At 70.9% G+C, this 18,333-nt stretch carries 16 protein-coding genes; 8 read left to right on the forward strand and 8 right to left on the reverse strand.

Translation table 11 applies throughout. The features are described 5' to 3' along the window. Positions 1-44 precede the first annotated feature (44 nt). Positions 45-1,322, reverse strand: coding sequence for a hypothetical protein (locus AB0D34_RS35810; RefSeq protein WP_362669421.1), 1,278 nt, complete (start codon positions 1,320-1,322; stop codon positions 45-47). Positions 1,323-1,621: 299 nt separating this feature from the next. Between AB0D34_RS35810 and AB0D34_RS35815 the strand changes: the two genes are divergently transcribed. Next, positions 1,622-4,045: a SulP family inorganic anion transporter gene (locus tag AB0D34_RS35815; RefSeq protein ID WP_362669423.1), complete on the forward strand. Its 2,424-nt coding sequence runs from the start codon at positions 1,622-1,624 to the stop codon at positions 4,043-4,045. Positions 4,046-4,091: 46 nt separating this feature from the next. On the opposite strand, the gene AB0D34_RS35820 is transcribed toward AB0D34_RS35815, so the two are convergent. Continuing rightward, positions 4,092-4,697, reverse strand: coding sequence for a hypothetical protein (locus AB0D34_RS35820; RefSeq protein ID WP_362669425.1), 606 nt, complete (start codon positions 4,695-4,697; stop codon positions 4,092-4,094). After that, a complete protein-coding gene (locus tag AB0D34_RS35825) occupies positions 4,694-5,299 on the reverse strand; it encodes an RNA polymerase sigma factor (RefSeq protein WP_362669427.1) in 606 nt (201 codons plus the stop codon). Before AB0D34_RS35825 ends, AB0D34_RS35820 begins: the two co-directional genes overlap by 4 nt. Positions 5,300-5,529: 230 nt before the next feature. Between AB0D34_RS35825 and acs the strand changes: the two genes are divergently transcribed. The 5 genes from acs to AB0D34_RS35850 all read left to right on the forward strand — a co-directional run bounded on the left by acs (position 5,530) and on the right by AB0D34_RS35850 (position 10,880). After that, positions 5,530-7,488, forward strand: coding sequence for an acetate--CoA ligase (gene acs, locus AB0D34_RS35830; protein WP_362669429.1), 1,959 nt, complete (start codon positions 5,530-5,532; stop codon positions 7,486-7,488). Between the two features lie 147 nt (positions 7,489-7,635). Next, entirely contained in the window at positions 7,636-9,060 is a 1,425-nt protein-coding gene (nhaA, locus tag AB0D34_RS35835) for a Na+/H+ antiporter NhaA (RefSeq protein WP_362669431.1), read from the forward strand. 62 nt (positions 9,061-9,122) lie between these two features. Continuing rightward, positions 9,123-9,629 carry a phage holin family protein gene (locus tag AB0D34_RS35840; RefSeq protein WP_362669433.1) on the forward strand — a complete coding sequence of 169 codons (507 nt, stop codon included), beginning with the start codon at positions 9,123-9,125 and terminating at the stop codon, positions 9,627-9,629. Further along, positions 9,626-10,567 carry an alpha/beta hydrolase gene (locus AB0D34_RS35845; protein ID WP_362669436.1) on the forward strand — a complete coding sequence of 314 codons (942 nt, stop codon included), beginning with the start codon at positions 9,626-9,628 and terminating at the stop codon, positions 10,565-10,567. The genes AB0D34_RS35840 and AB0D34_RS35845 overlap by 4 nt, the downstream gene beginning before the upstream one ends. A gap of 127 nt (positions 10,568-10,694) precedes the next feature. Beyond that, entirely contained in the window at positions 10,695-10,880 is a 186-nt protein-coding gene (locus tag AB0D34_RS35850; RefSeq protein ID WP_362669438.1) for a hypothetical protein, read from the forward strand. A gap of 22 nt (positions 10,881-10,902) precedes the next feature. Here the strand turns inward: AB0D34_RS35850 and AB0D34_RS35855 are convergent, their stop codons facing one another. The 3 genes from AB0D34_RS35855 to nth form a co-directional block, all read right to left on the reverse strand. Next, positions 10,903-12,102, reverse strand: a complete 1,200-nt coding sequence (locus AB0D34_RS35855) for a MarP family serine protease (RefSeq protein ID WP_362669440.1) — start codon at positions 12,100-12,102, stop codon at positions 10,903-10,905. A 13-nt stretch (positions 12,103-12,115) separates the two neighbouring features. Beyond that, a complete protein-coding gene (locus AB0D34_RS35860; RefSeq protein WP_362669531.1) occupies positions 12,116-12,811 on the reverse strand; it encodes a CoA pyrophosphatase in 696 nt (231 codons plus the stop codon). Positions 12,812-13,049: 238 nt separating this feature from the next. Then, positions 13,050-14,015 carry an endonuclease III gene (nth, locus tag AB0D34_RS35865; protein WP_362669442.1) on the reverse strand — a complete coding sequence of 322 codons (966 nt, stop codon included), beginning with the start codon at positions 14,013-14,015 and terminating at the stop codon, positions 13,050-13,052. A gap of 336 nt (positions 14,016-14,351) precedes the next feature. On the opposite strand from nth, the gene AB0D34_RS35870 reads away from it, so the two are divergent. After that, complete coding sequence (locus AB0D34_RS35870; protein ID WP_015658871.1) at positions 14,352-15,026, forward strand: Crp/Fnr family transcriptional regulator; 675 nt, start codon at positions 14,352-14,354, stop codon at positions 15,024-15,026. Between the two features lie 167 nt (positions 15,027-15,193). Beyond that, complete coding sequence (locus AB0D34_RS35875; protein ID WP_362669444.1) at positions 15,194-16,018, forward strand: nucleotidyltransferase domain-containing protein; 825 nt, start codon at positions 15,194-15,196, stop codon at positions 16,016-16,018. Here the strand turns inward: AB0D34_RS35875 and AB0D34_RS35880 are convergent. Together AB0D34_RS35880 and AB0D34_RS35885 are read right to left on the reverse strand one after the other, a co-directional pair. Further along, positions 16,011-16,841, reverse strand: coding sequence for an MBL fold metallo-hydrolase (locus AB0D34_RS35880; protein WP_362669446.1), 831 nt, complete (start codon positions 16,839-16,841; stop codon positions 16,011-16,013). The two genes, AB0D34_RS35875 and AB0D34_RS35880, sit on opposite strands and share 8 nt — an antisense overlap. Continuing rightward, positions 16,838-17,707, reverse strand: coding sequence for an NUDIX hydrolase (locus tag AB0D34_RS35885; protein ID WP_362669448.1), 870 nt, complete (start codon positions 17,705-17,707; stop codon positions 16,838-16,840). The genes AB0D34_RS35880 and AB0D34_RS35885 overlap by 4 nt, the downstream gene beginning before the upstream one ends. Between the last annotated feature and the right edge of the window lie 626 nt (positions 17,708-18,333).

The raw sequence follows: 18,333 nt of genomic DNA on the forward strand, positions 1-18,333 counted from the left end.
ACCGGAAACAACCGCTGCACAAGCGCCGGACAACCGCCGGGCGCCTACTGCTTCTTGGCCGCCGGCGCCCCCGGTACGCCCTTCGGCGCCGGGGCCGGCCGGCCGGACAGGAAGGCCTGCCAGCCCTGCTTCGGCGCCTCGCCGACTCCCAGGGCGGCCAGCTTCTCCAGGGTCTTCGGGTCCTGGGCGTCCAGCCAGTCGGCCAGCTGCCGGAACGAGACACAGCGCACGTCGGACTTGTTGCACACCCGCTCGATGGTCTCCTTGACGGCGCGCATGTAGGTGCCGCCGTTCCAGGACTCGAAGTGGTTGCCGATGATCAGGGGCGCGCGGTTGCCGTCGTAGGCCCGGTGGAAGCCCTTGAGCAGCCCGTCGCGCATCTGGTCGCCCCAGAACTCGAACTTGCCGGGGTTGCCCTGGGTCGCGGTGCCGGACTGGTTGACCATGAAGTTGTAGTCCATGGTGAGCTGTTCGTAGGAGTGCCCGGGGAAGGGCACGAGCTGCATCGACAGGTCCCACAGGCCCTGCTTCTTCTTCGGCCAGAGCTGCTCGTTGACCCCGCTGGTGTCGTAGCGGAAGCCCAGCTCCCGGGCGGCCTTCATGAAGTTCTTCTGGCCTTCGAGACAGGGGGTGCGGGCGCCGATGAGCTCCTTGTCGTAGTCGAAGGGCAGCGGGGAGGCCTTCGTCATCCCGGTGTTGGTCTTCCAGGACTTCACGAACTTCTTCGCCTGGGCGGTCTCGTCCTTCCAGTCCTCGACCGACCACTGGCCGACCCCGCCGCGACTGCCGCAGAAGTGGCCGTTGAAGTGGGTGCCGATCTCGTTGCCCTCCAGCCACGCGAGGCGCAGCTGTTTCACGGTGTCGGCGATGCCCTGCTTGTCGTTGAAGCCGATGTCGGAGCGGCCCGGGGAGTGCTGCGGCGGCCTGTACTCGTCGCGCTTGTCCTCCGGCAGCATGTACACGCCGCTGAGGAAGTACGTCATCGTCGCGTGGTTCGCCCTGGCGACCTCGCGGAAGTGGGAGAACAGCTTCTGGCTGTCCTCGCCGGCCCCGTCCCAGGAGAACACCACGAACTGCGGGGGCTTCTCGCCGGGCTTGAGGCGTTCGGCTCTGGGCAGATGCGGCTGCGCTCCGGTGTACGCGGTGGAGCCGTCGCCGATCAGGCGGAACACCTTCTTGGGCGGGGCCTGGGCGGGCTTCGCCTTCTGCGGGCCGGCGGCTCCTCCCTCGGAGACGTCGGCGCCGGTCGCGCAACCGGCGAGCGAGGCGGCGCAGACCGCGGCGACCACGGCTCCCGCGGCAATCCTCTGGGTGGCGGCCATGTTCCGCCCACCTTCTTCCTTCTCTCGGGGCCAACGACAGCGCCGTCAAGTTCGCATGGGGCCGAGAAGGAATTAGTACGACAAGCCGATGAAATTGCCACTTCACCTGCGCAGGTGACTTATTAGCCCATTTGCACGGAAATTCTATGCCTGCCCTTTACTCTGCATTACGATTCATTTACCGAGCGTTGATTCATCCCGCCGCTGCACGCCGTGACCCACGGCCGCGACCCAACCCCCCGCCTCGACGGGGGACCACCTGTTCCGCGACCGCGCTGCCCCGGAGGAGACGGGAAAACATGTCAGCCTGCGTCCCCACCCGCCCCACCGACCCGAGCGACTCGAACCGCACGAGGCGCATCCACCGACCCCACAGTCCGCCGCCGACCCCGCCCCGCCGCTTCCGCATCGCGGGCGCCGACGTGTCGGCCTCGATCGCGGTCTTCCTGATCGCCCTGCCCCTGTCCCTCGGCATCGCCCTCGCCACCGGCGCGCCCCTGCAGGCCGGTCTGGTGGCCGCGGCCGTCGGGGGGATCGTCGCCGGCCGGCTCGGCGGTTCCCCGCTCCAGGTCAGCGGCCCCGCCGCCGGACTCACCGTGGTCACCGCCGACCTGATCCACCGCTACGGCTGGCGGACGACCTGCGCGATCACGGTCCTCGCCGGCCTTGCCCAACTGGGCCTCGGCTGCCTGCGCGTGGCCCGCACCGCGCTCGCCGTCAGCCCAGCCATCGTGCACGGCATGCTCGCCGGCATCGGCGTCACCATCGCCGTCGCCCAGCTGCACATCGTGCTCGGCGGCACCCCGCAGAGCTCCGTCCTCGCCAACCTCCGCGGTCTGCCCGCCCAGTTGGCGCAGGTCCAGCCGGCCGCGGTGTCCGTGAGCGCGCTGACCCTGGCACTGCTCTTCCTCTGGCCGCGCATCCCCGGCCGGGCCGGTCAGCTGCTGCGCCGGCTCCCGGCCGCGCTCGTCGCCGTCGCCGGAGCCACCGCCGCCGCCTCGCTGACCGGACTGACCCTGCCCAAGGTCGACCTGCCGTCCTGGAGCAGCCACGCCCTGGCCGGGCTCCCCGAGGGCCCGGTACTGGGCCTCGCCGCCGCCGTGCTCACCACCACGCTGGTGTGCAGCGTGCAGTCGCTGCTCGGCGCGGTCGCCGTGGACAAGCTGGTGGCCGGACGCCCCGACCTGATCGCCGCGAGCGGCGGCACCGGCCGCGGCGCCCGTGTCGGCCGCTCCGACCTGGACCGCGAACTGCTCGGACAGGGCGCCGCCAACATCGTCTCCGGCACGCTCGGCGGACTGCCCGTCGCCGGTGTGGCGGTGCGGAGTTCGGCGAATGTCCAGTCCGGTGCCGTCAGCCGGAACTCCACGATGCTGCACGGCGTTCTCGTAGTGATCGCCGCACTGCTGATGGTCCCCGTCCTGGAGTTCATCCCGCTCGCCTCGCTCGCCGCCCTGGTGATGGCCGTCGGCATCCAGATGGTGTCCCTGCACCACATCCGCACGGTGACCCGCCACCGGGAAGTTCTGGTCTACGCCGTCACCACCCTCGGCGTGATCCTGTTCGGCGTCCTGGAAGGCGTGATCCTGGGGATCGCCGTCGCCGTCGGGGTCGCCCTGCACCGCCTCACCCGCACCCGCATCACGCACGACGAGAGGGAAGGAGTCCATCACGTCCATGTGCGAGGACAGTTGACGTTCCTCGCGGTGCCCCGGCTCAGCCGGGCCCTGCATCTCGTACCCCAAGGGGCCGACGCCGTCGTGGAGTTGGACGGATCGTTCATGGACCACGCGGCGTACGAGGCCCTGCAGGACTGGCAGAGGACACACACCGCGCAGGGCGGTTCCGTCGAGCTGACCGGGCGCAGACCGGGCACACGCATCGCCGAGCCGTCCGATGCGGCCGACTGCCGCTGCCGCCCCTGGACGGCCTGGCGCAACCACCAGTGCGAGCGCCCGAACTTCGCGCCGCCCGCCGGAGAACCCGGTGCACCGAATGAACCGGGTGAGCCCGGTGCGGCACACGCGCCGAGCGCGTCGTCCCGCGAGTCGAGCGAACTGGCCCGTGGCATCAGCGCGTTCCAGCGCAACACCGCTCCCCTGGTGCGCGGGGAGCTTGCCCGGCTGGCTCGCGAGGGCCAGCAGCCGGCCCAGCTCTTCCTCACCTGCGCCGACTCACGGCTGGTCACCTCGATGATCACCTCCAGTGGTCCGGGCGACCTGTTCGTGGTGCGCAATGTGGGCAACCTCGTGCCGCTGCCCGGCGAGGAGAGCGGGGACGACTCGGTGGCGGCCGCGATCGAGTACGCGGTGGACGTGCTGAAGGTGCGGTCCATCACGGTGTGCGGGCACTCCGGCTGCGGGGCCATGCAGGCGCTCCTCAACTCCGAGCCGGGCGGGACCCGGACCCCGTTGAAGCGGTGGCTGCGGCACGGCCTGCCGAGTCTGGAGCGGATGGCCGACGACGGCCGACCGTGGGCGAAGCTGGCCGGGCGGGCCCCCGCCGACGCGGTCGAGCAGCTCAGCCTGACCAACGTGGTGCAGCAGTTGGAGCACCTCAGCGCCCACGACTCGGTCGCCCGGGCCCTGGGGGACGGGGAGTTGGAGCTGCACGGCATGTACTTCCATGTGGGCGAGGCGCAGTCGTATCTGCTCACCGAGGCGTCCGGCACAGCGGTGTTCGGCCATGTGAGCGATGCGGAGGGCCTGCACAGCCCTGCGTAGCCGAAGCCCCTGGGCGCGCTGAAGCAACAGCGCGCCCACCCCCTGCTCAGCGGAGACCGGACGTCTGAGCCGGGCTGGGCTCCGGGGCGGGAATCGGATGGCACGGGGTGACCTCACCGCGGACGAAGAGGTAGCCGGTGACCCGCTGAAAATTCCCGTCGGGCCGGCGCTGCCCCAGCTTTTCGAGGACCAGGGAGTCCCCGCGCCGCAGGTCGAACACCCAGCTGGGGCCCTCGCTCGGACCGGAGCGGTTCGGGACCCCCTTCCCCCGGGGCTCGGTGCACTCATAGCCGTTCGGGGGTTCATCCACGACCACGTGGATGCCGTTCTCCTTGAGCCGTTCGACGAGGCCGTCCGGCAGGGTGCCGCCGAGGCCGAAGTCATTCATGGTGACCGTCACGCTCCCGTCCGGGTGCGACACCACCGCGTAGGCCGGGCTTTCGGCGGGGGAGCCCGGCATCAGCACCCAGGCGCCCGCGACAGCGGCGCAGGCCAGGGCGACGAGGCCGAGCCTCGGCACGGTGAGGGCCGTGAGGCGGCGGCGCCACTGGGACGTCGGCGCCGCGTCCGTCGTACGGGCGTCCGCGCGCAGGTCGATCTCGCGGCGCAGTTCTGCCAGCAGCCGGTCCTCGAAGGTCGTCCTGGTGGTCATGCCTCTCCCCCGGTTCCTCCGGTGACGTATGACAGGGATGTGCCGAGGGGTCCGTCGGTGGGCCCACCCGCCGCCCCGCGCATTGACCTGCGCGCCCGGTGCAGCCGTACTCGGGCCGTGACCTGGGTGATGCCCAGTGCGCCGGCGGCCTCGGAAACCGTCAGCTGGTCGACCGCGATCAGTTCCAGGACGGCTCTCTCCCCCGCGGGGAGCCGTTCCAGCGCGGCCAGGGCGCGGCGGCCCGGGCTCTCGGCGTCGAGCTTGTCCTCCAGGCGGGCGATGTCGTCGGGCTCCAGCAGCCGTCGGCCGGAGATGCGCCGGTCACGCTCGGACTCGCGGGCGACCCGACGGCGCTCGGAAGAGACCACGTTGCGCGCGATGCCGTACAGCCAGGCCCGTTCGCTGCCCCGGGAGGGGCGGTAGGTGTGGGCCGAGTCCAGGACCGCCAGGAAGATCTCGGCGGTGAGGTCGGCCACGGTGTGCGGATCCGCGACACGCCGGGCCACGAAGGATGTCGTCGCGTCCACATGGCGCCGGTAGAAGTCCTCGAAGAGCTGTGGGTCGCGAGCCGCCTCCCGCGGCCCACCCCGTATGCCTTCCACGCAAGCTCCCTTCGCCGATGGCCCCTTCACCCGTACTTGGGCGGGAGTGTGAAAGGCGTTACAAGTGCTGAACTCTGCCTGGTCGGCGTACGTGGGTACGAATGACCTCGGCTGCCGGACTCGACATCCGACAGGTCTAAACCAATTACAGGTCGACCCTTGTCATCGCATCCCTGGTCTGATGAGCTGTGGCCTGGGACACAACGGACACCCTGGGAAAGGCAGATGCCGTGAGCAACGAGAGCCTGGCCAACCTGCTCAAGGAAGAGCGCAGGTTCGCGCCACCCGCCGACCTGGCGGCGAACGCCAACGTCACCGCGGAGGCGTATGAGCAGGCCAAGGCTGACCGGCTGGGTTTCTGGGCCGCGCAGGCCCGCCGACTGAGCTGGGCCAAGGAGCCGACCGAGACGCTGGACTGGTCGAACCCGCCGTTCGCCAAGTGGTTCAAGGACGGCGAGCTCAACGTGGCGTACAACTGCGTCGACCGGCATGTCGAGGCGGGCAACGGCGACCGGGTCGCCATCCACTTCGAGGGCGAGCCCGGCGACAGCCGCGCGATCACCTACGCCGAGCTCAAAGACGAGGTCTCCAAGGCCGCCAACGCCCTGCTGGAGCTGGGAGTCGAGAAGGGCGACCGGGTCGCCGTATACATGCCGATGATCCCCGAGACGGCGATCGCGATGCTCGCCTGCGCCCGGATCGGCGCCGCGCACTCCGTGGTCTTCGGCGGCTTCTCGGCGGACGCGCTCGCCACCCGCATCCAGGACGCGGACGCCAAGGTGGTCATCACCACCGACGGCGGCTACCGCCGCGGCAAGCCGTCCGCGCTCAAGCCCGCCGTCGACGAGGCCGCCGACAAGGCCGGCAATGTCGAGCACGTGCTCGTGGTGCGCCGTACCGGCCAGGAGGTCGCCTGGAACGACAGCCGGGACGTGTGGTGGCACGAGCTCGTGGACCGGCAGCCGAACGAGCACACCCCCGAGGCGTTCGACGCCGAGCAGCCGCTGTTCATCCTGTACACGTCCGGTACGACGGGTAAGCCGAAGGGCATCCTGCACACCTCCGGCGGTTACCTCACCCAGGCCGCGTACACCCACCACGCCGTCTTCGACCTCAAGCCGGAGACCGACGTCTACTGGTGCACCGCGGACGTCGGCTGGGTCACCGGGCACTCGTACATCGTCTACGGCCCGCTCGCCAACGGCGCCACCCAGGTCATGTACGAGGGCACCCCGGACACCCCGCACCAGGGCCGCTTCTGGGAGATCGTGCAGAAGTACGGGGTGACGATCCTGTACACGGCGCCCACGGCGATCCGTACGTTCATGAAGTGGGGCGACGACATCCCCGCGAAGTTCGACCTGTCCAGCCTGCGCGTCCTCGGCTCGGTCGGTGAACCCATCAACCCCGAGGCCTGGATCTGGTACCGCAAGCACATCGGTGCCGACACCACGCCGATCGTGGACACCTGGTGGCAGACCGAGACCGGCGCGATGATGATCTCGCCGCTGCCGGGCGTGACCGCGACCAAGCCCGGTTCCGCCCAGACCCCGCTGCCCGGTATCTCGGCCACCGTGGTGGACGACGAGGCTCAGGAAGTCCCCAACGGCGGTGGCGGCTACCTGGTCCTGACCGAGCCGTGGCCGTCGATGCTGCGCACCATCTGGGGCGACGACCAGCGCTTCCTCGACACGTACTGGTCACGCTTCGAGGGCAAGTACTTCGCGGGTGACGGCGCGAAGAAGGACGACGACGGCGACATCTGGCTGCTGGGCCGGGTCGACGACGTCATGCTCGTCTCCGGCCACAACATCTCCACGACGGAGGTGGAGTCGGCGCTGGTGTCCCACCCCTCGGTCGCCGAGGCCGCCGTCGTCGGTGCCGCCGACGAGACGACCGGGCAGGCCATCGTCGCCTTCGTGATCCTGCGCGGCACGGCGAACGCCGAGGACGAGAGCCTCGTCGCCGACCTGCGCAACCACGTCGGCGCCACCCTCGGCCCGATCGCCAAGCCAAAGCGGATCCTGCCGGTGCAGGAACTGCCGAAGACGCGCTCCGGCAAGATCATGCGCCGACTGCTGCGGGACGTCGCCGAGAACCGCCAGCTCGGTGACGTGACGACGCTGACGGACTCGACGGTCATGGACCTCATCCAGGCCAAGCTGCCGGCGGCGCCCAGCGAGGACTGACCCGTTCCAGAAGGGGGGTGCCCGGCACGGAAACGCGCCGGGCACCCCTTTTAGGTAAAGTAAACAAAACAACGTGATCCTCAAGGTGTGCCGGGAAGTCTGGTCGGCGAGTAGCCCCGCCCTGCCCACCGACCGGAGGTCACCCTCATGCCCGCGCCGACTCGCAAGGTCCTCGGACGGCTCTCCCTCCCCGAGCGGACCTTCGTCGCGGACGCGCTGCGCACCGAGACGGTCGGCGGTGTGCTGCTGCTCATCGCCGCGGTCACCGCGCTGGTCTGGGCGAACGTCCCCGCGCTGCACGACAGTTACGAGAGCGTCAGCCACTACCACCTGGGCCCCGCGGCCCTCGGACTCGACCTGTCGATCGAGCACTGGGCCGCCGACGGACTCCTCGCGATCTTCTTCTTCGTGGCCGGCATCGAACTCAAGCGCGAGCTCGTCGCCGGTGACCTGAAGGACCCCAGGGCGGCCGCGCTGCCCGTGGTCGCGGCCCTGTGCGGGATGGCCGTACCGGCGCTCGTCTACACGCTCACCAACGTCACCGGCGGCGGCTCGCCGGCCGGCTGGGCCGTGCCCACCGCCACCGACATCGCCTTCGCGCTCGCCGTGCTCGCGGTCATCGGCACCTGGCTGCCGAGCGCCCTGCGCGCCTTCCTGCTCACCCTCGCCGTCGTCGACGACCTCTTCGCGATCCTGATCATCGCGGTCTTCTTCACCGCGGACATCGACTTCGCCGCGCTCGGCGGCGCGGTGGTCGGCCTCGCGGTCTTCTGGCTGCTGCTGCGGAAGGGCGTACACGGCTGGTACGTCTACGTCCCGCTCGCGCTGGTGATCTGGGCGCTGATGTACAACAGCGGGGTCCACGCCACCATCGCGGGCGTCGCGATGGGCCTGATGCTGCGCTGCACCACCAGGGAGGACGAGAAGCACTCCCCGGGTGAGCACATCGAGCATCTCGTACGACCGCTCTCGGCGGGCCTGGCGGTCCCCCTGTTCGCCCTGTTCAGCGCGGGTGTCTCCGTCTCCGGCGGCGCGCTCGGCGAGGTGTTCACGCAGCCGGAGACGCTGGGCGTGGTGCTCGGGCTGGTCGTCGGCAAGGCGCTCGGCATCTTCGGCGGGACCTGGCTGACCGCCCGCTTCACCCGGGCCTCGCTCAGCGACGACCTGGCGTGGGCCGACGTGTTCGCGGTGGCCACCCTGGCCGGCATCGGGTTCACCGTCTCGCTGCTCATCGGGGAGCTCGCCTTCGACGGCGACGCCACGATGACCGACGAGGTCAAGGCCGCCGTACTGGTCGGCTCGCTCATCGCGGCGACCCTCGCGACCGTGCTGCTGAAGCTGCGCAACGCCAAGTACCGCAGGCTGTACGACACCGAGGAGCGCGACGACGACCTCGACGGCATCCCGGACGTCTACGAGGAGGACGATCCGGAGTATCACCTGCGGATGGCGGCGATCTACGACCGCAAGGCCGCCGAGCACCGCCGGATCGCCGAACTGAAGGCCGCGGAGCACGCGCGGCTTGCCGAAGTGGCGGGCGGGGCAGGCGAGGACGACGACCGTCCGGCATGATCTGACGGGACGGTACAAAAGGACGAGACCATACGCACTTGGTCGGAATGAGGGAGACCGCGATGAGCGCACCCGACGGCAGCCCGGTCGGCGCCGAACGCAGCATCGGCCAGCTGTTCGCCCAGGCGACGACCGAGATGTCGGCGCTGGTGCACGACGAGATCGCGCTGGCGAAAGCTCAGCTCAAGCAGGACGTCAAACGGGGCGCGATGAGCGGTGGCGCGTTCAGCGTGGCCGGCGCGGTCCTGCTGTTCTCCCTGCCGATGCTGAACTTCGCCCTGGCGTACGGCATCCGGACCTGGAGCGACTGGAACCTCGCGGTCTGCTTCCTGCTGTCCTTCGCCGCCAACGTGCTGGTCGCGCTGGTCCTCGCGCTGATCGGCGTCGTCTTCGCGAAGAAGGCACAGAAGAGCAAGGGCCCGCAGAAGGTCGCCGCGTCGATGAAGGAGACGGCGGGCGTGCTGCAGAACGCCAAGCCGCACCCGCGCCCCGGCAGCGACAACAAGGTCCTTGAGGAGCGGGTCCGAAACACGAAGGCCATCGAGGCTGTGGCACGCTCGTCGTCATGACCGATCCAGCCGGCCCCTCGGCGCAGCAGCCCGCTTCCCTCGTACGGCCCGACGGCCCCTGGACGCACCGGGACGTGGCCGCCAACGGGGCGCGCTTCCACATCGCCGAACTGGGTGACGGGCCGCTGGTGATGTTCCTGCACGGCTTCCCGCAGTTCTGGTGGACCTGGCGGCACCAGCTGGAGGCGCTCGCCGAGGCCGGCTTCCGGGCCGTGGCCATGGACCTGCGCGGGGTCGGCGGCAGCGACCGCACCCCGCGCGGCTACGACCCCGCCAACCTCGCCCTGGACGTCACCGGCGTGATCCGCTCGCTGGGTGAGCCGGACGCCGCCCTGGTCGGCCATGACCTGGGCGGCTATCTGGCGTGGACGGCGGCCGCGATGCGCCCCAAGCTGGTCCGGCGGCTCGCGGTCGCCTCGATGCCGCACCCCCGGCGCTGGCGCTCGGCGATGCTCTCGGACGTCAAGCAGACGCGTGCCGGTTCCTACATCTGGGGGTTCCAGCGGCCCTGGATCCCGGAGCGCCGGCTGACCGCGGACGACGGCGCGCTGGTGGCCGAGCTGATCCGGGACTGGTCGGGACCGCGCCTGCCGGACGACCAGGCGGTGGAGACGTACCGCGCGGCGATGTGCATCCCCTCCACGGCGCACTGCTCCGTCGAGCCGTACCGCTGGATGGTGCGCTCGCTGGCCCGCCCGGACGGCATCCAGTTCAACCGGCGCATGAAGCGGCCGGTGCGGGTGCCGACGCTGCATCTGCACGGCTCGCTCGACCCGGTGATGCGCACACGGAGCGCCGCGGGGTCCGGGGAGTACGTCGAAGCGCCGTACCGCTGGCGGCTGTTCGACGGTCTCGGGCACTTCCCGCACGAGGAGGATCCGGTCGCTTTCTCGACCGAACTGATCAACTGGCTGAAGGATCCCGAACCCGATCGGTGACCGTTCCGTCGCGAACGGTATCCGGACCTGAACACCTGTCCTACGAACGGCCACTTGCCCGGCGCATAGGCCAATTGGGGGGCGTGGGGGCGGTTATCGACCTTGGGGCAGGGGCAGACGTCGGGGTATGGGCTGGACGCACGACTACAGTGACGCAGCACGCAATCGGCGCTCGGGCGGTGGCCTGAGCTCCCATCATCAGGGCGGTGCCCCGCACATGCCGGGCGGCGCGGACCTGAGGGTGGGCATTCCGCGCATCCTGCGCCGCCGGGCCCGCTGGGTCTCGGTACGGCTGCGTCATCCCCGAGGCTGACGCGCCTCTCTTCCGACACCTCTCACAGCGCGCAGCTGTCGCTGTCCACCTGCTGGTTCGCGGTGCGCCCCTTGGCGATGTCCTCCTGGATCTCGTCCGCGGTGAGCGCGTACCCGGTGTCGGCGTCGTCGAGCGACTTCGCGAAGACCACGCCGTACACCTCGCCCTCCGGGGTGAGCAGCGGCCCGCCGGAGTTGCCCTGGCGGACGGTCGTGTAGAGGGAGTAGACATCACGGCTGACGGTGCCGCGGTGGTAGATGTCCGGTCCGTGGGCGTCGATGCGCCCGCGCACGCGCGCGGAGCGGACGTCGTACGAGCCGTTCTCCGGGAACCCCGCGACGATCGCGCTGTCCCCGCCGGCCGCGTCCTTCGACGTGAACCGCAGCGCGGGCGCCTTCAGATCGGGCACGTCCAGTACGGCGATGTCGCGCTCCCAGTCGTAGAGGACGACCGTGGCGTCGTACTTCCTGCCCTCGCCGCCTATCTGGACGGTGGGCTCGTCGACGCCGCCGACGACATGCGCGTTGGTCATGACGCGGCGGTCGCCGAACACGAAGCCGGTGCCCTCCAGGACCTTGCCGCAGCTCTGCGCGGTGCCCATGACCTTGACGATGGAGCGCTGGGCGCGGGTGGCCACGGCGCTGTTCGCGAGCTTGGGGTCGGGCGGCTGGACCTCTTTGATGGGCTCGTTGGAGAACGGGCTGAAGACCTGCGGGAAGCCGTTCTGCGCGAGGACCGAGGTGAAGTCCTTGAACCAGGTGTCGGCGTCGGAGGGCAGCGCCTCCTGCACGCCGAGCAGCACCTTGGAGCCGCGGACCTCCTTGCCGACCGTCGGCATCGTGGTCTGCGCGAGGGTGGCGCCGATCAGCCAGGCGACCAGGAGCATCGCGAGGACGTTGACGAGGGCGCCGCCGGTGGCGTCCAGGGCGCGGGCCGGGGACCAGGTGATGTACCGGCGCAGCTTGTTGCCCAGATGGGTGGTCAGAGCCTGGCCGACGGAGGCGCAGACGATGACGACGACCACGCCGACCACGGCGGCCACCGTGCCGACCTCCGCGTGGTCGGTCACCGCGTCCCAGATGACGGGGAGCGTGTAGACGGCGACGAGACCACCGCCCAGGAAGCCGATCACCGACAGGATGCCGACGACGAAGCCCTGGCGATAGCCGACGATCGCGAACCACACGGCGGCGACCAGCAACAGGATGTCCAGCACGTTCACGGACGCCACCCTGTCATGAGCGCCAGTCGAGCGGGACCCGCTTCTCGCGGTCCCACGGGCGCTCCCAGCCCGCGAAGTGCAGCAGCCGGTCGATGATTCCGGCGGTGAAGCCCCACACCAGGGCCGATTCGACCAGGAATGCCGGACCTCGGTGACCGCTGGGATGGATGGTCGTCACACGGTTGTCCGGATCCGTGAGATCCGCCACGGGTACGGTGAAGACGCGGGCCGTCTCGTTCGGATCGACGACCCCGACCGGGCTCGGCTCGCGCCACCAGCCGAGGACCGAGGTCACCACGAAGCCGCTGACCGGGATGTACAACTTCGGCAGCACGCCGAAGAGCTGGACACCGGCGGGGTCGAGGCCGGTCTCCTCCTCGGCCTCGCGCAGGGCGGCCCTGAGCAGTCCGTCGCCCTTCGGGTCGCCGTCCTCCGGGTCGAGCGCGCCGCCGGGGAACGAGGGCTGGCCCGCGTGCGACCGCAGCGAGCTCGCCCGCTCCATGAGCAGCAGCTCGGGGCCGCGCTCGCCCTCGCCGAACAGGATCAGGACGGCCGACTGCCGCCCCGCGCCGTCCTCCGGCGGCAGGAAGCGGCTCAGCTGCCGCGGCTCGACCGTCTCCACGGCGTGCACGACAGGGTCGAGCCAGCCGGGCAGCCCCTCCCGACTGACCGTCACCGGCCCACCCTGCGTATTGCTCGCCCGCGTCATCGCCACCCCCGTCGTCCTGCACTGCCCAACGCCCGACGGGCCCTAGATCGTTCCGGGCGCATCGAGCGCGCCGCACGAGTCACTGAGCACGAACGTCCCCACCGGCCCGGTTCTTCCGACCAGCGCAGGTCTTCCGCCCTACGGCGTCCGCCGCACCGGCCCGGCCATGGTGAGCCCACGGACGGCACCGTATGAGCACCCCTGGCGGTCGCCTGAACCGCCCACGCCACCCGCACCCTCACCCAGCGGCCCCCAACGGCGGCGCCGCCTTCCCGCCCGCGTCCAGGTAGGCCTGCGGCGGGTTCAGGCGCTGTCCGGGGAAGCCGCCCTTCTCGTACTTGAGGAGCTTTCGCGCCTTCTCCGGGTCCGTCTCGCCCTCGCCGTACGCCGGACAGAGAGGGGCGATGGGGCAGGCGCCGCAGGCGGGTTTGCGGGCGTGGCAGATGCGGCGGCCGTGCCAGATGACGTGGTGTGAGAGGTCCGTCCACTCGCTCTTCGGGAAGAGCGCGGAGACGGCGGTCTCGATCTTGTCGGGGTCGGTCTCGGCGGTCCACTGCCAGCGCCTGACCAGCCGCATGAAGTGCGTGTCGACGGTGATCCCGGGCCGTCCGAAGGCGTTGCCGAGCACGACGAAGGCGGTCTTGCGGCCCACACCGGGGAGCTCGACGAGGTCTTCGAGCCGCCCCGGGACCTCACCGCCGAAGTTCTCCACGAGGGACTTCGACAGCCCTATGACCGACTTGGTCTTGGCCCGGAAGAACCCGGTCGGCCGGAGAATCTCCTCGACCTCCTCGGGGTTGGCCGCGGCCAGGTCCTCGGGGGTGGGGTACTTGGCGAAGAGCGCGGGGGTCGTCTGATTGACCCTCAGGTCGGTGGTCTGCGCGGACAGGACCGTCGCCAGGATCAGCTGGAAGGGGTTCTCGAAGTCCAGCTCGGGGTGGGCGTACGGGAACACCTCGGCGAGCTCGCGGTTGATCCGGCGGGCGCGGCGGACGAGGGCGGTGCGCGACTCGTTCCGCGGTGGCTTCGGGACGACGGTCTTCGCCGGAGCGGCCTTCTTCACGGCGGCCTTCTTGGGAGCGACGACCGCCTTCTTGGCCGGGGCCTTCGCGACCGCCTCGACCGGAGCCTCGGCGGTCCTCTTCGCCGCAGCCTTCGTGGCTTTCTCAGCCGCAGCCTTCGTGGCTTTCTTAGCCGTACTCACCGGAACCTTCCCTGCCGCTTTTGCCGCTTTCTTTCCACCGCCGGCGTCCTGTTCGCCCACAGCGGAATCTCGACGGGCAACCACCCGCCCAGCCCCCTCGGCCTGTGCTCTCACCGGCGTTTTGGACACCCGGCCAGCCTAGAGCCCGGCACTGACATCCGCCCCGGACCCCGGAGACCGGCCCCCAATTGGACCCCTGCCGCTTACCCGGGGACATGTGTGCGGCATCCTTGTGACAGATCACACTGTTTGGACCGTCCGGCAAAATGGGCACCGGGTTCCCCTGGTACCAAGGGGGAACAAGATCCCCTGAGCAGGTCGACAAGGAGAGAACTCGTGGACGACGTTCTGCGGCGCAACCCGCTCTTCGCGGCACTCGACGACGAGCAGTCCGCGGAACTGCGCGCCTCCATGAGTGAGGTGACCCTCGCGCGAGGCGACTCCCTGTTCCACGAGGGCGACCCGGGCGACCGGCTCTACGTCGTCACCGAGGGCAAGGTCAAGCTCCACCGCACCTCCCCCGACGGCCGCGAGAACATGCTCGCCGTGGTCGGCCCCGGCGAACTCATCGGCGAACTGTCCCTGTTCGACCCGGGCCCGCGCACCGCGACCGCCACCGCGCTGACCGAGGTCAAGCTGCTGGGCCTCGGCCACGGCGACCTCCAGCCCTGGCTGAACGCCCGCCCCGAGGTGGCCACCGCGCTCCTGCGCGCCGTCGCCCGCCGGCTGCGCCGCACCAACGACGCCATGTCCGACCTGGTCTTCTCGGACGTCCCCGGCCGCGTGGCCCGCGCCCTGCTGGACCTCTCCCGCCGCTTCGGCGTGCAGTCCGAGGAGGGCATCCACGTCGTCCACGACCTCACGCAGGAGGAGCTGGCCCAGCTGGTCGGCGCCTCCCGCGAGACGGTCAACAAGGCCCTCGCCGACTTCGCCCAGCGCGGCTGGCTGCGCCTGGAGGCCCGCGCGGTCATCCTCCTGGACGTCGAGAGGCTCGCCAAGCGCTCGCGCTGAGCGCGGATCGTCGTACGACGTGGAAGGGCCCCGCCGCGCGGCGGGGCCCTTCATGCATCACCGGGTCACGGAAGGCCGGCCCCGACCGACCACGTTCGGCCCCACACGGCCCGCCCCGAGCCGTAAATGAGCTGTCCCCCGGCTCTCCCCCGGGCACAGTGATCCGCATGGCCGCCGAAACCGTTCCCCCCGTCTCCCCCAAGGGACTCGACGCCCAGGGCTACATCGAGCGCAAGGGCTCCCTGGGACGGATCCCGCACCCCTTCCGCCCTGTCGTCGCGGCCGCGCGCGACCGGGTGCTCGACCTGTTCGGGCCGAGGCTGCACAGCGCGTACCTCTACGGCTCGATCCCGCGCGGCACCGCGCGCGTGGGCCGCAGCGACCTCGACCTCCTGCTCGCCCTGCGCGACGAACCGACCGACGCGGACCGGGAAGCCGTACGGGCGCTCGGGGAGGCGCTCGACAAGGAGTTCCCGCAGATCGACGGCGTCGGAACGCTGCTGTACGGCCGCGATCTCCTGCTGAGCGAGCTGGAGCGCCACGACCTGGGCTGGTTCGTGGCCTGCCTCTGCACCCCGCTGCTCGGCGACGACCTGGCCGAGTACCTCCCCCGCTACCGCCCCGACTCCCTCCTGGCCCGCGAGACCAACGGTGACCTGGCCCTCCTGCTCCCGCGCTGGCGCGAACGGATCGAGACGGCGGACTCGGACGAGACCCGGGCCCGCCTCGTCCGCTTCATGTCCCGCCACCTGGTCCGCACCGCGTTCACCCTGGTCATGCCCCGCTGGAACGGCTGGACGAGCGACCTGCGCGAGATGGCGGAGATCTTCGGCGCGTACTACCCGGAACGCGCCGACCAGCTCCGCACCGCGGCCGTCCTGGGCCACACCCCGACCCCGGACCGGGCCGTACTCCGGACGTACGTCGACGATCTGGGCCCCTGGCTCGCGGACGAGTACACGCGCGTGCACGGCACGAAGACCCCTAGATGAGCCCGTGCTCCTCCAGGTACTCCAGCTGAGCCCGCACCGACAGCTCGGCGGCGGGCCACAGGGAGCGGTCCACGTCCGCGTACACATGTTCTACGACGGCCTCGGGCGTCCGGTATCCGTTCTCCACGGCCGTCTCGACCTGGGCGAGCCGGTGGGCCCGGTGGGCGAGATAGAACTCGACGGCACCCTGGGCGTCCTCCAGGACGGGCCCGTGGCCGGGCAGGACGGTGTGGACGCCGTCGTCCACGGTCAGGGACCTCAGCCGTCGCAGGGAGTCCAGATAGTCGCCCAGGCGGCCGTCGGGATGGGCCACCACGGTCGTTCCGCGCCCCAGGACGGTGTCACCGGTCAGGACGGCCTGATCGGCCGGGAGATGGAAGCACAGCGAGTCGGCGGTGTGCCCCGGAGTCGGCACGACCCTCAGCTCCAGCCCGCCGACGCGCACCACGTCCCCGGCACCGAGCCCCTCCTCCCCCAGCCGCAGCGCCGGGTCGAGGGCCCGCACCTTGGTGCCGGTCAGCCCGGCGAAACGGACGGCGCCCTCGGCGTGGTCGGGGTGGCCGTGGGTGAGCAGTGTGAGCGCGACGCGCTTTCCGGCGGCCGCGGCGGTGTCGACGACGGCACGCAGATGCCCCTCGTCGAGCGGACCGGGATCGACCACGACCGCCAGCTCCGAGTCCGGCTCGGACAGGATCCAGGTGTTGGTCCCGTCCAGGGTCATCGCGGAGGCGTTGGGCGCGAGGACGTTGACGGCCCGTGCGGTGGCGGGGCCCGAGAGGGCTCCGCCCCGTGGCTGGCCGGGGAGGGCTGCGGCGTCGGTCATGCGGGGGCTCCACCGGTCGGGATGTGTTTGGTGAACTCGTCGTGCCCCGGCCAGGAGAGCACGATCTCGCCGTCCTCCAGCCGGGCCTGCGCGAGCACCGGGGTCAGGTCACACGCGGGCGCGGCGGCGAGCGCGTCGGAGGCGGTGCCGTACGCGGTGAGCTGCCTCAGCGTGGCAATGGTGGGCGGCATCATCAGCAGCTCGCCCTTGTCATAGCCGTCCGCCGCGTCCTGGGGCCGGATCCACACCGTACGGTCGGCCTCCGTGGAGGCGTTACGGGTGCGCTGCCCCTCCGGGAGGGCGGCGACGAAGAACCATGTGTCGTATCGCCGGGGTTCGAACTCGGGTGTGATCCAGCGTGTCCAGGCCCCGAGCAGATCCGACCGCAGCACGAGACCCCGGCGCTCCAGGAACTCCGCGAAGGACAGATCCCGCGCGACGAGAGCGGCACGGTCGGCCTCCCACTCCGCGCCCGTGGTGTCCCCGACCACCGACTCGGCCGTCGGCCCGGCGAGCAGCACGCCGGCCTCCTCGTACGTCTCCCGCACGGCCGCGCACACGATCGCCTGAGCCGTCGTCTCGTCCACGCCGAGCCTCTCGGCCCACCACGCGCGCGTGGGGCCCGCCCAGTGGATCTGGTGCTCGTCGTCACGGGGGTCGACGCCGCCGCCGGGGTAGGCGTACGCCCCTCCCGCGAACGCCATGGAGGCACGTCTGCGCAACATGTGCACGACGGTCCCGGTCGCCGTGTCCTTCAACAGCATCACGGTGGCGGCGCGTCTGGGCTCCGCGGGCTGCAGTGTGCCGTCCGCGAGCGCGCGGATACGGTCCGGCCATTCCGCTGGGTACCACTGCCCGTTTGCCATGGGCGGAGGCTAACTCGTGTGCTGCGGATGTTCGAGAGCCGGGCGCGTCAGGGGGTGCCGGGTGGGGTTGTCGGGCGGGTGCGGGTCGGTGAGGGCTGGTCGCACGGGCAGCTGCGCTGGGCTTGGGCCGGGCGCCTATCGGGGGTGCCGGGTTCGGTTGTTGGGCGGGTGCGGGTCAGTGGGGGCTGGTCGCGCAGTTCCCCGCGGACAGCTGCGCTGGGCTTGGGCCGGGCGCCCAGGGAAGTGCCTCGCGATGCCGTGTGGCGGCCGCGGCCCGGTGGGGGGCTGGTCGCGCAGTTCCCCGCGCCCCTAAGGGGTTGCAGCCGGCCTGCACCACAACGGACCGCCAACCACCTCGCGCACCACGCACCCTTCCCCGCTCCCCCGCCGCGACGGACCGTTCCCCGCCCCGCGCGCCACGATGGGCCGTCAGCCGCGTACGGCGGCAAGGGGACGGGGTGGGGGGTGTCCGCCCGCAGCGGCCGGCGTCCATCACAGAGCCCTGCTCAAGGAACCGAGCCGCCGGACCGAGGACGGATACCCCCCACCCCGGCCCCGACCCACCCACCGAACCCAACGCGCTACACACGCCCCCACCGAACCGCAACAGGCCGCCGCAGGCACCT

The organism is Streptomyces sp. NPDC048420 (genome assembly GCF_040651535.1).
GTDB lineage: Bacteria > Actinomycetota > Actinomycetes > Streptomycetales > Streptomycetaceae > Streptomyces.